Annotated in this window: 13 protein-coding genes; 1 reads left to right on the top strand and 12 read right to left on the bottom strand. The window is 63.4% G+C overall.

Features of this window, described 5'->3' with window-relative positions:
• Positions 1–14: 14 nt before the first annotated feature.
• The 11 genes from GTV32_RS15130 to GTV32_RS15080 form a co-directional block, all read right to left on the bottom strand.
• The gene (locus GTV32_RS15130) at positions 15–545 is read right to left on the bottom strand and encodes a YbaB/EbfC family nucleoid-associated protein (RefSeq protein WP_161061012.1); all 531 of its coding nucleotides are present in this window, start codon (positions 543–545) and stop codon (positions 15–17) included.
• A gap of 102 nt (positions 546–647) precedes the next feature.
• Positions 648–3,230 carry a hypothetical protein gene (locus GTV32_RS15125; RefSeq protein ID WP_161061011.1) on the bottom strand — a complete coding sequence of 861 codons (2,583 nt, stop codon included), beginning with the start codon at positions 3,228–3,230 and terminating at the stop codon, positions 648–650.
• The gene (locus GTV32_RS15120; RefSeq protein WP_161061010.1) at positions 3,227–4,054 is read right to left on the bottom strand and encodes a VOC family protein; all 828 of its coding nucleotides are present in this window, start codon (positions 4,052–4,054) and stop codon (positions 3,227–3,229) included. The genes GTV32_RS15125 and GTV32_RS15120 overlap by 4 nt, the downstream gene beginning before the upstream one ends.
• Positions 4,055–4,074: 20 nt before the next feature.
• Positions 4,075–5,283: a hypothetical protein gene (locus GTV32_RS15115; protein ID WP_161061009.1), complete on the bottom strand. Its 1,209-nt coding sequence runs from the start codon at positions 5,281–5,283 to the stop codon at positions 4,075–4,077.
• A 5-nt stretch (positions 5,284–5,288) separates the two neighbouring features.
• Positions 5,289–5,600: a hypothetical protein gene (locus tag GTV32_RS15110; RefSeq protein ID WP_161061008.1), complete on the bottom strand. Its 312-nt coding sequence runs from the start codon at positions 5,598–5,600 to the stop codon at positions 5,289–5,291.
• A 48-nt stretch (positions 5,601–5,648) separates the two neighbouring features.
• A complete protein-coding gene (locus GTV32_RS15105; RefSeq protein WP_161061007.1) occupies positions 5,649–6,149 on the bottom strand; it encodes a YbaB/EbfC family nucleoid-associated protein in 501 nt (166 codons plus the stop codon).
• Between the two features lie 250 nt (positions 6,150–6,399).
• Positions 6,400–7,023: a DUF3558 family protein gene (locus GTV32_RS15100; protein ID WP_161061006.1), complete on the bottom strand. Its 624-nt coding sequence runs from the start codon at positions 7,021–7,023 to the stop codon at positions 6,400–6,402.
• Positions 7,024–7,171: 148 nt separating this feature from the next.
• The gene (locus GTV32_RS15095) at positions 7,172–7,789 is read right to left on the bottom strand and encodes a DUF3558 family protein (protein ID WP_161061005.1); all 618 of its coding nucleotides are present in this window, start codon (positions 7,787–7,789) and stop codon (positions 7,172–7,174) included.
• Between the two features lie 230 nt (positions 7,790–8,019).
• Entirely contained in the window at positions 8,020–8,562 is a 543-nt protein-coding gene (locus GTV32_RS15090; protein WP_161061004.1) for a hypothetical protein, read from the bottom strand.
• Positions 8,563–8,583: 21 nt separating this feature from the next.
• Positions 8,584–9,222, bottom strand: coding sequence for a DUF3558 family protein (locus tag GTV32_RS15085; RefSeq protein WP_202421807.1), 639 nt, complete (start codon positions 9,220–9,222; stop codon positions 8,584–8,586).
• 1 nt (position 9,223) lies between these two features.
• The gene (locus tag GTV32_RS15080) at positions 9,224–10,519 is read right to left on the bottom strand and encodes a hypothetical protein (RefSeq protein ID WP_161061003.1); all 1,296 of its coding nucleotides are present in this window, start codon (positions 10,517–10,519) and stop codon (positions 9,224–9,226) included.
• A gap of 115 nt (positions 10,520–10,634) precedes the next feature.
• Between GTV32_RS15080 and GTV32_RS15075 the strand changes: the two genes are divergently transcribed.
• On the top strand, positions 10,635–11,465 hold the full coding sequence (locus tag GTV32_RS15075) for an ESX secretion-associated protein EspG (RefSeq protein WP_161061002.1): 831 nt from the start codon (positions 10,635–10,637) through the stop codon (positions 11,463–11,465).
• A 6-nt stretch (positions 11,466–11,471) separates the two neighbouring features.
• Here the strand turns inward: GTV32_RS15075 and GTV32_RS15070 are convergent, their stop codons facing one another.
• Positions 11,472–12,260, bottom strand: coding sequence for a hypothetical protein (locus tag GTV32_RS15070; protein ID WP_161061001.1), 789 nt, complete (start codon positions 12,258–12,260; stop codon positions 11,472–11,474).
• Between the last annotated feature and the right edge of the window lie 977 nt (positions 12,261–13,237).

The following is a 13,237-nucleotide window of genomic DNA, read 5'->3' as shown; positions in this document are numbered from 1 at the left end:
GACGTGTCCGGTGCTCACCAGGCGCGATCGGTGATGGTGCCGCGGCGTGGCTCGCGCTCGCTGGTCTCCTCGTAGTGGGGTTCGTCGTCGATGGCCGCAGTCTCTTCGACCTCGACGTAGACCTCGTCCGGATCGTCGTGGCGATGCGGATGCAGCGGAGGTTCGGATCTGGTGCCGAACATCGTCGTGATGTCGGAAAGACCGTCGAGGAGGTTTGATGCGCGAGGCAGTGACTTCTGCTTCTCGATGATCGGAGCCCACAGCTCCTGGGCCTTTTCGGCAACCTGCTGGGCCGCCTTCTGGGTCGCTGACGTGAACGCGGCCCCGAGATCACGGGCGGTCACGGTGGTGAGGGCGTCCTCGTCGACCACTGTCTCCACGACGATGCCGCGGGCGTTGACGGTCACCTGGACACGACCGCCGAGTTCGGTGGCTGTCGCGGTGAGGGCGGCGGCCGTCTGGCGGATCTCGCCCATCTCGCTCATCAGCGAGTTCATCGTGTCGAGTAGTGGTGCGACGTCGTCGGCGGTACGTGGAAACTCCATATCTGTCCCCCTACAGATAGTTGACGGCGCCAGGCTATCAATGCAGGTGGCCGGGGCTGTCTTCGGCATGCTGAATTGTCGGTTGCGTGGATGACGGGCGAGTCAGAGCCAGTTGAGCAGGTGGGCCGGCAACAACGGGATGTTGCGAAGTTGCACAGACCGGGTACCGAAGGCGGCGGCCAGTGCCAGCGTCAGCGCGATGTGGGTGGCGTCCTGATCGTCGGTGGTGCTCCCGAGCAGGGTGAGAGTGATCCGTCCGTCGCCGTGGCGCCGGGCGATCGGTCGCAGCGCGTATGGCCGGATTCCGCGATGGGCTTGCATCTCGTTGCCCGACACGAAGTACGTGGGCTTCATCAGGAACAGGCCGCCGGTGCCGTCGGTGATGGCGTACTGATGTCGGCGAAACGTGACGAAGTCCCGCTGAACGCGCGCCGGCTCGACCGAGGTGCCGTCCACGGTGATCGCCAACGACGAGAGCTTTGTGGTCCCGATGGGGATCGCGTGACGACGGCGACCACCGTGACGCTCGATGCTGACCGTCGGTATCCGTTCGCCGGAAACCCGAATCCGGGTTTGGTCGGGGAAGTACTCGGTGAGAGTCGCCCCGTAATCGGGAATACGCAGCGTCACCGCAGTGGAGGCGTCGCTCGTCGTGAGGCTGCCGCGGAGACTGCGGTGTGTGGAATCCCCGGAACCGTAGCTCGTGACCGGCACGTTGACGGCCTCTGGGAATCCGCATTCGGCAGCGACGTCGGGCCGGTACCGCCAGAGGTGTCTGGCGATCTCGTTCTGGTCGAAGAACACTTCCGGATCGATGTGGACGGGCCCCCGGCGCCCTTGTCGCGATCGAAAACTGCCGATGTGGCGGATCGGGAACCAGTGCGAGCGCAACAGTCCTGAGCCGACGATCGTCGGCCGAACGATGGGTGGTACGCCCAGGATCCGCGCCTGTCGACGGTTCATCGGATGCGGCTCCACCCCGGTGATGCCCGCCCAGCTCAACCACTCGGTGCGACGTCGGCCCGTCAGGATCAGTCCGTCCGGCGTGACGGCGAGATGGCAGCCTGCCCAACGGAATCGGTCGGGTTGCCGGCCACCGGCACGGATCATCGAGGTGATCACCGGTTTGAGCGCGATCACCCCGAGGAGCGCGAACACTGCAAGCGCGACCGCGTGTTGGATCGGCTGGGTAGCCAGCGCGACGACGAGTCCGCCGAGCACGGCGATGGCAGCGGTGATCACCAGAAGCACCGTGAGAATCGTTCCCATCGAACTGAGTTGGGAGTCCGCCAGCCATTCGTCACGTTGTCGGCGCCTCGCGCGACGGCCGTCTTTGGTGGTCGTCGGTGCGGTCACCTCCACGCCGGCACAGTTCTGACGCAGTGTTGCGAGCAGCCGTCCGTAGCTTTCGGAACCGGCGAGCGACGAAACGTCGTAATATACGGTCGTCGGTGATCCGGAGCGCGCTTCCGCCCAGTCGCCGATCGCCCGCCACCGGCGAGAACGCGGAATCGCCACGCCGTCACCGACGATCAGTGTGGAGGGTGGCATTTCGGATACGGGTGTCGGTGAGCCCGGTGACGCGATGGAATGCGGCGCGGTACGGATGCCGGCCCACGGGAGGAACTCCGTCATGCGTCGGTGGTCGATGATCAGGCCGCCCGGGGTGGCTGTCAGTCGTGAGTTCATCCGGTGGAGCCGGTCGAGATTGACTCTCCCGATGCGAGACAGTGTGCGTACCAGTCGGTTTCGGCCGCGGAACCAGACCACCACGACTGCCCAGGCGGTGACCGCGGCAGAGGTGATGCGGGTGTCGCCGGTACCGATGGCGAGATCTCCCACCACATACAGGGCGGGGAGGCCGATGAAGACAAGGAGCAGGAGCGCTGGACCGACGCGCGGGGGACGGTCGGCCGATACCAGGGGGATGTCCTGCACTGGGGCCTTGGGCGCCGAGGACCCAGAGGGTGCGGTCGGCAGAGTGGTCGATGGCCTCATGCCGGTTGTCGCCGCAGGGTCCGTGCTCACGGGCCGTTCGGGCAACGTCGTCACGGTGGCCATTGCGCGGTCGATCTTGGTGCCGAGTTCGGGACAGTGATCGCCGATGACGGCCAGCACGGCGCCGAGCGCGCCGCCTGGGTCGAACGTCGGGGTCAGAGGAATCCGGATACGTTCCGGATGTGCGTCGACACGCGAGGCCCAGGTCGCGACGCGACGTGACCGCCGTCGCCCGCGGATAACCGCCCCGTCGACGACGATTGCGATCTTCGGGTACTTGTCATGCGGCTTCATCGCGCCACGATCCACACTCAGATCAGCGGTCTGTGCCAGCTCCGCCCAGGTGGCGAAACCGCTGGTGGACAATGTGTCGACGATCAAACCATCCGCGGTGGCGACGACGTTGTAGCCCATCATCCGGAAGCGGCGTGCCGGGATCCGAAAGGACGAGAGGAGGCGCGACAGACCGTCCCATGCACACCAGCCGATGAAGAACACCGTCACAACGGCGAAGACCGCGTATGCGGGGTACGGGTGGCCTGCGGCATGAATCCCCCAGCCGATGGCCGCGGTCAGGAGGACGCCGAGCAACACCAGCAGGCCGGATAGGGCGTCGGTGGAATGTGCAGCGGCCAGCCAGGCGTCGCGATGAGTCGCCTCTGGGGCGCGGGTGCGGTTACTGGTCATAGTGAGAGGGTCGTCGGGAAGCCGGCGTTGTCGTCGCGGCCGGCGCCTGGGTCGGGTTCGGGATCGGCAGAGTGCGGGGCGAGTTCGATCAGACCGAACGGCGCTCCCACAGGGTCACAGAGTCTCGCGATGCGGCCGACTGATCCGAGTGAGGTCTCTTCGAGGGTGATTTCCGCATCCATGTCGACGGCCGTCTCGATTGTCCGGCTGAGAGATTCGGTCCGAAAGTAGCTCACCCACCCGGTCGTGCCGGTGGTCGGACGGACACCGGCAACCGGGACATCTCCTTCGGAGACGAACAAGTGGTATGGCCCGTGCTCGAGTTGGGCGGCGATGGCATCGACGTCGAGGAGGTCGCGGTAGAAATCGGCGATCGACACCGGGTCGGGGGTATCGAGTTCGAACCACACCGGAGCGCCTGCGACGTCGGCGTCGAATCCGTGGAACTGGAGAGGTTCCCACAGCGAGAACGCCGCACCAGCGGGATCGGTCGCGGATATCACGCGGGCAAGGCCCTCGATATCAGCAGGACCGGAAAGCAATTGACCACCGGTGGCGCCGGATCTTCTGGCCAGCTCCTCGAAGGGTTCCGAAGAGAAGTAGACGTGCCAGTACGAGTGACAGCGGGTCGCCTCGGAGGGTGTCGGCGTGATCTGCGCGACTGGTGCGTCGCCGCACATCGCAATGATCCGACCGCGGTGGTCGGCGTACTTCCACCCGAGCAGTTCGTGGTAAAAGGTTGTCGACGACTCGGGATCGTCCGTAGCCAGGTCGACCCAACAGGGAAGCCCGTGGGTCATGGGAGTGGTGACGGGTTGGCTCACGTCGGTGTTCTCTCAGACTGTCAGGGCGTGCTCGGGGCGGGGGCGCTCGGTGGCGGCGCCGGGACGGATCCGGGCGCTGCGGCCGAAGTAGGTGTGGCGGGCGTGTTCGGTTCCGGTGAAGGAGTGGCACTGCTGGTCGGGGGTGTCGCGAGCTGCGGGCCTGGATCGCCGGCAGGGGCCTCGTCCGACGCCGAGTTGTCCTCGATGCCCTGCCAGACTTCGCGTCCCACTTCGCCGGTGGGCGTTGCGCCGTCGAGTCCGGGCAGCTTCTTCACTGCGGCGGTGGGCAATGCGGTGACCGCCGACGTGGCGACGAGTGCTTTGAACGCTGCTGTCGTTGGGGCGGAGGCAGTTCCGCGGGCTACCGCGGTTCCCGCGGAGACGATGTCGAGTGCGCCGGGAGCCTGGTTCGGGTTGACCACCGGGAGCCAGCGCATCTTGTTGCCGAAGTATTGGGCACCGAACTTCTTGGCGAACATGTTGTTGATGGGCATGGCGGCAGGTGCCAACAACAGGCCGGCACCAGCACCCTGCAGGCCGGTCAGCCCGACCCTTCCCCAGTCGAAATCCTTGTCCGCGAAGACATTGAGTGCCAGCTGTTTGCCGAATTCCATCCCGCTACCCGAGAGCGCGCCGACCCCGGCCTTGATTCCCAGCTGGATGGCGACGTCCTTGAGAGTGTTGGCGCCGATGCTGCGCATGACCGCCGCGCCGATGTCCTTGATCGTCAACTCGGCGAGCTTCGCGATGATCTGCTGGACGGCCCGTTGAATCGCGGCGCGCAGCGTGAGTTGTGTGGCGATCTCCGCAGCGGCGATCTCGGCGGGGGCGCCCCAGTTGATCCACGCGGACGCGATGGCGATCGCGATGAACGCCGCGAGCGCCACCAGTTCGACGATGTAGAAGATCTTGAGGGTGAGGATCTCGTTGGAGGTGTTGTTGCAGCAATCGGCGAGATAGGCCGCGTCACTCTGGAGCTGGTCGAGCGACTTCTCGCCGGCGAAGAATTGTTGGAGATGTTGGGTGAGCGCGTCATGTGTCGGACCCTCGATGGAGGCGAGGATTCCGCCGGCGAGGACTGTCAGGTCGTCGGCGAGGTCACCGACGTCGGAGCCGAAAGTCGTCCAGTGGTCGTTCATTCGGTCGAGTGCGGTTTCGTCGCCCTCGGGCCAATCCATCCCGATCAATCCCAGCGTTCCGGTGAGTGCACCGGGGAGCTCCATGCCCACGGCGGCTACCTCGGCCCGAGCGAGCTGGTGTTGTGTTCTTCGGTGGCCGAATAGTTGTCGGCGACCTTGATCAAGAGGTCGGCGAGACCGTTCAGGTGTTCGGCGTGCGCTGTGGCGTTCTGAAACGTAGTCGTTGCTTTCGGTCCGTACCCGTCAGCAAAACTCGATCCGGTGTCGTCGTGACCCCAGCATTCACCTTCGTGTTGTAGGCCGTCAGCGAGAAGCTGTTCCGCGCTGGACATCTGACCGGCCAGCGTATGAAACTCGTTGGCCTTCTTGCGGAACGTGTCTACATCGACTTTCAGGTGGTCGGGCATGAGCTCATTCCTCCCATGGAAAGTAGCGCGTGATCGAGGCGACGTCGGTCACCACGCGCTGTCGCGGAACGATGTGCGTGGCGGGTCTTCGCGGTCTTCTACGTTCTCGAAGTACGGCTCGTCGTCGACGGCGGGAGCATTGTGTGGCGGCGGCGTCATCGGGGGCACGGGCGGGTCAGCCGACAGCTCGTCGAACCGCGGAAGGCCGTCGAGTGCTTCCGAGGCTCGCGGTAGGGCGTTGCGGCGCTCATTGATCGGTCGCCAGACTTCCGCCGCTGCCGTGTTCACCTCGGCCGCCGCCTTCTGCGCTGCACCGGTGATCGCGGCACCGAGCCGCTGGGGTGTCACCTGCGTGAAAACGTCCTCGTCGATGAGGGTTTCGGTCACGATCCCCCTCGCGTTCACCGAGACCGTCACGCGTCCATCCAAATCGGTCGCTGTCGCGGTGAGCGCGGCGACCTTCTGGCGAGCGTCGGTGATCTCGCCGACGAGCGAATTCAGACTCCCCAGAAGCGAATCGACGTCGTCGGCCGTTCGTGGAAACTGCATCTGTGTATCTCCCCCGGACCCGCTTGATCAACAGACTCACATGCGCCGGCTCAGACTATCAATTTGCCAGTATTCGGAAGATTCTGTCGGTCGGGCGGATGACAGTGGGCGGGTGGGCGCGTCAGAGGTGATGGCGGTCGCCACAAGTGCGCCTTGGTCGCTGCGGCACCGCTGCCGTTTGGCGCGGATATCCGATCGAGCTATGAAGCTGTGTACTTTGTATCTGCCGGCGTGTTTGCATCGTTGCGCCCTATTTCGGCACGTGTGGGTATGCTGCACTGGAGAAGGTCCTCAGTAATGAATCTGAGTCGATCGGGAAATAACCTGTGGGAAACAGGTTTATCGCCACCGATCCATACGACGTTCCCCAGACGACATCGACTCCAGATTTATCGTTAGCGCCGACGCTGCCACCCTTGTCGTCGGCGAGGAACGCGGGGTGGCCATCGCCCACCGTCGCTGGTCGAACGTTGCGATACTTATTGTTCTCCTTCATTTGAGCGAAAGAGTACGTGGAGACCTGGACATTAACTCCGTACGAAGGGTCGCCAGGCCCCGGACCAGTTCCGGTGCCGTAAGAGCAGGTGCGCCATGGTGGGATGCTGTCGTCGTTGCGGGTGCGATCAACCAGGTTGATTGACTCCCTGACTTCTTTGGGCAGCGAGCAGGGGTTCCAGAGTTCGGCTTGTTGGATGGGGTTTTGTGAGGCGGGGACGGTGGCGGTGCCTTCGGGGCCGGTGATGGGTGGGGTGCTGGTGGGGTTGGCGTCGTCGGTTGAGGATGTAGAGCAGCCGATGAGCGCTGCTGTGCCGATCACTGCGGCTGCGGCGGCGCACGCGCCGGCGCGGGCGACCGTTCGGCGTCGGGATCTCATGGGGGTGACCTTAGCGTTGTCTTCTTTGATGGGGCCCGGTTGCCGTTCAAGAGCATCGCGATGGGAGCGGTGGCCTCTATTTGGGCGTGGTGCTGTTTGATGTTCAACGGTGAGATCCTGGAAGGCCTCATACGGGCCCTCTCTGTGCTTACGTTGGAATATGAGGATATGCGGATCCGGCAAACGTCCACAATAGTGATTCTTGATCGAGGGGCACCGATCCGCCCAACGGGAAAAGATTCACCGCCACCGAACCGAAAGACGTTCCCCATACGATATTCACACCTGGCATGTTTCCGTCGACAAGATCGCCCTTGTCATCCGCGATAAAAGCCGTGTGGTGATCGATGCTGGTTGGTCGGATATTCGTGTATGCGTCGTTTTGCTTCATTTGATCAAAAGAGTATGTCGATACCTGAACATTCACGCTGTACCGCGGGTCCCCAACGTGTTGACCGGGATGTCTATAGGAGCAAGTGCGCCACGGCGGGATACTGTCGTCGTTGCGGGTCTTGTCTCGAAGTTGGATCGAGCCTCTGACTTCTTTGGGTAGTGAGCAGGGGTTCCAGAGTTCGGCTTGTTGGATGGGGTTTTGTGAGGCGGGGACGGTGGCGGTGCCTTCGGGGCCGGTGATGGGTGGGGTGCTGGTGGGGTTGGCGTCGTCGGTCGAGGATGTGGTGCAGCCGATGAGTGCTGCTGCGCCGATCACTGCGGCTGCGGTGGTGCACGCGCCGGCGCGGGCGACCGTTCGGAGTTGGGTTCTCATTTCGGTGACCTCAGTCGGTATCTGGCTTCTTTGATTAGGGCGCGGTTGCCCTGAGGAAGCGCGCGGAAGACAGCAGCGGCCACCATTGTGGGCGGGGCATTCAACGCCGATCGGTGACACTTGGATGGGCCAGTGCCAGATGCAGCCGACAGCTTTGGATCGGTGAGCTGCCCTTCGTGCCGTAATCAAACAATGCGGGATTTGCGATCTCGAGGCGCAGTGCGAGAAGGTTAGAATCGTCCGGTCGGGGTCAGGTTGGTCGGTTCCGACGGGCTCTTGACCGGGCTGGGCGATGGCTCTGGCTCAGCGCTCTTCTTCGGCTCACCCGATAACGTGATGTCTTTCTCGGTCACCATGTGGTCGGGCAGACCTGAGCCCGCAGTGGGGTTCGTGTTCAGTGATGTGAAATCCGTCTGGATCTTACCGTCGGTGTCGATATAACCCTTGCCGGCCTTTTCGATCGCGTCGCGGAGTGTCTTCACGGTCAGTAGGTGCTCAGTGACGGCTTGACGAAAACCGCCATCAGCTTCGCCGCCACGATCGCCGAGGCCCTTTGAGAGCGCTTGGGCCGAGTTGAATTTGTCTAAACCGTCGATCTTTTCGAGATTCATTGACCATCTCGAAGATTCCTCTAAAACCGCAATTAGATCTGTGCACGCCTGAACGGCATCACTAACTGCGGCCTGATCAAAATTTAGAGAACTGCCTGCTTGCTGAATCCTATCGCGGGCGACGGACAAGTCTAACTTCTGAATATCAATGCCGGTGCTCATACTTCTTGTTTCCTTGTCTCGCTATTTTGGAATATGAGGATACGCAGAATCAACAAAAGTGCGTGCAAGGCCATCTACGTCAATGGGGCCAGTTCCTCCCTCGGGGAAGAGGTTAATCGAAACTGATCCGTAAGATGTTCCCCATACGATGTTGATGCCTGGCTTATTTCCACCGATAGGTTCGCCGTCGTCGTCGGCCATGAATGCAGGGTGTCCCGCTCCGACCGTTGTGGATCGAATGTTTATATACGCGTCATTTTGTTTCGCTTGCGCAAACGAATATGTAGATACCTGAACATTCAGGCCGTAGCTGGGGTCACCCACGTGTTGTCCAGACCGACCATACGAGCAGGTGCGCCACGGTGGGATGCTGTCGTCGTTGCGGGTGCGGTCGCCGAGTTGGATGGAGTCCCTGACTTCTTTGGGTAGCGAGCAGGGGTTCCAGAGTTCGGCTTGTTGGATGGGGTTTTGTGAGGCGGGGACGGTGGCGGTGCCTTCGGGGCCGGTGATGGGCGGAGCGCTGGTGGGGCTGGCGTCGTCGGTCGTCGATGTGGAGCAGCCGATGAGTGCTGCTGTGCCGATCACTGCGGCTGCGGCGGTGCACGCGCCGGCGCGGGCGACCGTTCGGAGTCGGGTTCTCATGGGGGTGACCTTAGCCATGTCAGGTTTCCTTGATGACGGCTGCGGTCACCACGGGCGGGATACCGATGAGGACCTCGCCGTTGAGTGTGGTGCGCAGGAACTTGTTCGCTTTGTGCTCTTTGTCTTCACCGCCGGCTCCGCGACCGCCGCCCGCGCCGCCCATGGGTGCGCCGCCGGTCGGGGTTGCGCCGCGGGCAGCAGACAAGGCGCCCCTCTCGGCGTCCACCGCGGTCTTCATGCCGCGTGAGAGTGCGCTCTTCTCCGCGTCGGTCAGGGCTTTGGAAAGGCCACCGAGCTTTGCGCCGCCCGCACCGCCGGCGCCACCCCCTTTGCCGCCGCCGGCCCCGCCGCCTTTGGCCAGGCGCGCCAGTCCGGGTGCTTTCTTCGCTGTGTTCAACGCATGTAGGCCGGGCGCAGTGCCGAGTGGGTTCTTCGCCAGCCCCGCCAGTTTCGATGCCGCGCTCTGGGCCTGCCCCAAGCCTGATTGACCGAGATTCGATGCCTGTGACAACCCCGAGGTCAGTGCGCTGGCGGGATTCGTGCTCGGCGAGGTGGAGGGCATTTTCGCCGCGGATTCGGAGAACTTGTCCAACGAAGGTATCGACGGCGTGCCACCGGCCGGCATGGATGCGCCGCTGCCGCCGCCGCTTGGAGTGAAGCCCCCACCACTGGGAACGCCCGACGGATCGGGCATGTCCGGGTTGGCCTTCTTCGTTGGGGCGCCGAACACCGGTGCGGCCACCGCGGTCTGGGTCATCCCTGGGTTGTAGGTCCCATCCATCACGCCTTGGGCGTACTGGGCCAAGTCGTCGAGCGTCGACTTCTGCTCGGAAGGCTCGAGCGGAGCAATCCCGTCGTTGATCTCCTTCTCAGTCGGAATGCTGCCCTTCGCCCGATTGACGGTATCGGCACCATGCTGCACCACCGAACTCATGAAGTTCGCCCGCTCGGCGAGCGTACGCAGCGATGCGGCGTAGTCCTGCATCGCCTTGTTGGCGGCGTCGTTTCCCTCACCCTGCCAGTGGCTGACGTCCCGACTACCGATATAGGTGAGAAATGCCTGATGGCGGTCCGACAGCTTGCCTGCGATGACACCCCAGTTGCGGGCGACAGCTCCCGCGTAGCCCTCGTTCATCTGATGGAGCGGGACCGCGATGTCGTAAACGCTCTTGCCGGCCCAGATCTCAGGCGTGACGTCGAGTGGAGAGTCGGTCTTGGCGGCCTCTGAGGCTGGTGTCAGTCCCGGTAGGTCCTTCTTCAGGCCCGGCAGCTTGTCCGTGGCGTAGGGGTTATCGTAGTTGTCGTCACCACACACAACGATCCCCCGTGCTCGCTCCTGCACAGCCCCCCGCCGGAGCTGCCACCCCCATCGACAACACGCAGCCGAGGTTACCCGACCACGGCGTCGCTGTTCAGGGGAGGATTGTCGAATGTCATCTGTTCGATCTAGTGAGCAAGTCGGATCGATCGAGTCGTACGCGGTAAAGGTCTACTGCGAGCTCCTGGGTTTGGACCGGATGCCCTACCCCTTCATGGGTACCCCGACGTCGAGAATCCCGGACGAGGTCGACCGAGAGCGCCAGAGCGTGCTCGATCGCATCGAGAACAATCCGCCCGACAATCTGATCCCATGGATTCGGGCCTCGATGCGGCCGGACCTGAGCATGCAGTTGTTCGGTGTATATCCGGAAGACGGCTTCGACGCCCAGGTTGATCGCACAGTGCGGATCAACGCAGTTCGCCAAGGCGAGGTCGGCTTCGTGGCAGTGCAGAAGCCATCCGAACCCCAAGGCAGGTCGGGAGACATAACGATTCTCCGGACCGACGCGACCAGGTTGGCGGACGTCGTTCTTGCGCTTGCGCCGAAACAACCGGCAGGTCGGCTGGGGGACGTCATGGTGAAGGCGCCGCAGTCGACGGAGCTGCAACGGGGGAGCAGCCTCTTGGAACGCAACGCCGACGACGCCTCGATGGCGGCGCAGAAGTTCGAATCGGCGACGACGACCTTCTCGGCGTTTGTCCAGGTCAACCCGTTTCGTCTGAGCGACTGGGGGTACTCGGAGAGGGCTGGACATGTGCACTGGTCACACAAGGAAGACGACGGCCAGTACCTCGTCGACCGTAGCGACGGGGGGTATGTCGCGAGGGCGATCGATCAGGCGTCGTTGGTCCGCGAAATCAACAGAGAAGTAGCACGAATGCTGCGGATTGTTCGAGAGAAGCGCGCCGGCGTCACGGCCGACACCTACGCGGGGGACTGATCGCGATCAGATCCGCAGCGCGACATTCGGGCTGCCGTCGCCGAACGGGTCATCGCCCTTCGTTGATTCTGCGACCGTCTGGACGGGTGTGGTTTCGTCGGACGCCGACGCTCCGGCCACGGCGTGCGGATCGCCCAGAACAAGGGTCTGCGCTGCCTCGACGGCCGATCGAAGCGCGGACTGCTGCACGTCCGACAGCACCCCCGCGTCGTGGAGTTCGCGCAGAGCGAGCACGAATTCGGCGCCGTGATCTGCGGTGCCACAACCCGTTACACGTGTCGCGAGAACGTAGGCGAGGGGGCCCAGCGCGTTGTCGCGCTGAAGCAGTTCGATGAAGTCGTCGACCTCACGGCATGACCCAGGTGCGACATATCCCGTGGCCTTGAGTCCCTCATAGATCACGCTTTGCAGGAGCGCAGCCTGAGGTGCCGAATCGTCCAGCACGCGCAGGGCTCGAGCAGCGGCCAGGTACTGCTCTCGGGCGCCCTCGCGATCGCCGACCTCGTAGAGCGCTGCTGCCGACGTGATGTGCAGCGTCGGCAGCAAGGGGTAGATGCGTTCGTCGTTCTCCTCTGCAACCTGAGCGGCGCACTCCACACTGGTGCGTGCCCACGCGAGGCGCTCCTCTGCCGACTGCACGACGCGGGCCCGATAATGCGCAGCGACGCTCCGGTCGAACGCATGCTCGGCGTTGTCCCAGGCACGGGCATAGAGGACCCGTGCTTCCTCGAGCTGATCGGCGGTCTCTGCTGCGAGTCCCTGCTCGCACAGTTCTGCCACCAGTTCCGTCGACAATGTGTCCCCCTTGCTCAGTCGACCGCCACTCTACTGCGTGAACGATGCCGATTGGCCCCGGTGGCGAGCTTGGGAAGCTGGTGACAAAGTTGGTGTCGTTCAGCTGAACGATCTCGCTGGATCGACGGAGCCCGAGGCCCAGCCCGGCTGTCGTATGGCGAGAGCTGGACCGAGGCTTTCGGCAGAATTATGAGCCGTGGCGTCCATCTGCTGTGCACGAGCGCGAACGGATGCCCCGCCGTTGATAGCGTTGGCACGCGGTGGTTGAGCAGGGCGAACGCGTGGATGACCTGCCTGCGTATCGCGCCCGGCGGAGGAGTTCTGTGGAGGCGATGACGGCGAAGGGAGCGGACGGCATGGTGGCAGGTCCGATTTCTGAGCAGCGGATGACTGATCAGTTGTTCGAGCGGCTGCAGGCGACGCGGTCTGCTGGGTCTGGGGAGGTGGGCTGATGGTTGCGGGACCGATTGTGCCGCTGGATGGTTCGACGCTGTACCCATCGGGGATGTACGTCCTCGCGAGGGGCCGATGGTTCGCTGCTGATCGGGGAAAGCAGTGGGCGGATGGCGAAGCGATCGCCGGTGTCCGACCGGGGGAGGAGATCCCCGATGATTTCAGCCGTGCACCAGATGACTCCGAGTTCATCGCAACCGGCGTCATACCCCTTGCTGACGTTTCGGCCCTCTGCTCGGTAGAGACGTTTTGCACCTGGAAGAACAAGGTGTGGTTCGTCGATCGTGTGGATACCGTGAATCGGATAGCCCTGTTGACGGTCGCAACGTACTTGCCTTTCGAGTACGCCGAAGACACACCGACTCCTCCATGGACCGAATTCTTGACATGGCCTGGCGTGGACGGTCGCGATCGTGAGTGGATCAGCGTTCGAGTCCGTCCCGATGAGATGGCTCGTGTGCAGATGGAGATCACTCCGTTCGAGACTCCACCTCCGATCGCACGGCTCGATCGCGAGATCATTC

The sequence above is a fragment of the Gordonia sp. SID5947 genome (assembly GCF_009862785.1).
Classification (GTDB): Bacteria; Actinomycetota; Actinomycetes; order Mycobacteriales; family Mycobacteriaceae; genus Gordonia.
Note: the sequence above shows the minus strand (reverse complement) of the source record. Positions and strands in the feature narration are given on the sequence as shown.

Bases quoted from the DNA above. Each gene is read 5' to 3' on its own strand.
- GTV32_RS15125 (WP_161061011.1), bottom strand. From the start codon at position 3,230: ATGACCAGTAACCGCACCCGCGCCCCAGAGGCGACTCATCGCGACGCC.
- GTV32_RS15075 (WP_161061002.1), top strand. From the start codon at position 10,635: ATGTCATCTGTTCGATCTAGTGAGCAAGTCGGATCGATCGAGTCGTAC.
- GTV32_RS15085 (WP_202421807.1), bottom strand. From the start codon at position 9,222: ATGGCTAAGGTCACCCCCATGAGAACCCGACTCCGAACGGTCGCCCGC.
- GTV32_RS15095 (WP_161061005.1), bottom strand. From the start codon at position 7,789: ATGAGAACCCAACTCCGAACGGTCGCCCGCGCCGGCGCGTGCACCACC.
- GTV32_RS15090 (WP_161061004.1), bottom strand. From the start codon at position 8,562: ATGAGCACCGGCATTGATATTCAGAAGTTAGACTTGTCCGTCGCCCGC.
- GTV32_RS15110 (WP_161061008.1), bottom strand. From the start codon at position 5,600: ATGCCCGACCACCTGAAAGTCGATGTAGACACGTTCCGCAAGAAGGCC.
- GTV32_RS15130 (WP_161061012.1), bottom strand. From the start codon at position 545: ATGGAGTTTCCACGTACCGCCGACGACGTCGCACCACTACTCGACACG.
- GTV32_RS15105 (WP_161061007.1), bottom strand. From the start codon at position 6,149: ATGCAGTTTCCACGAACGGCCGACGACGTCGATTCGCTTCTGGGGAGT.
- GTV32_RS15100 (WP_161061006.1), bottom strand. From the start codon at position 7,023: ATGAGATCCCGACGCCGAACGGTCGCCCGCGCCGGCGCGTGCGCCGCC.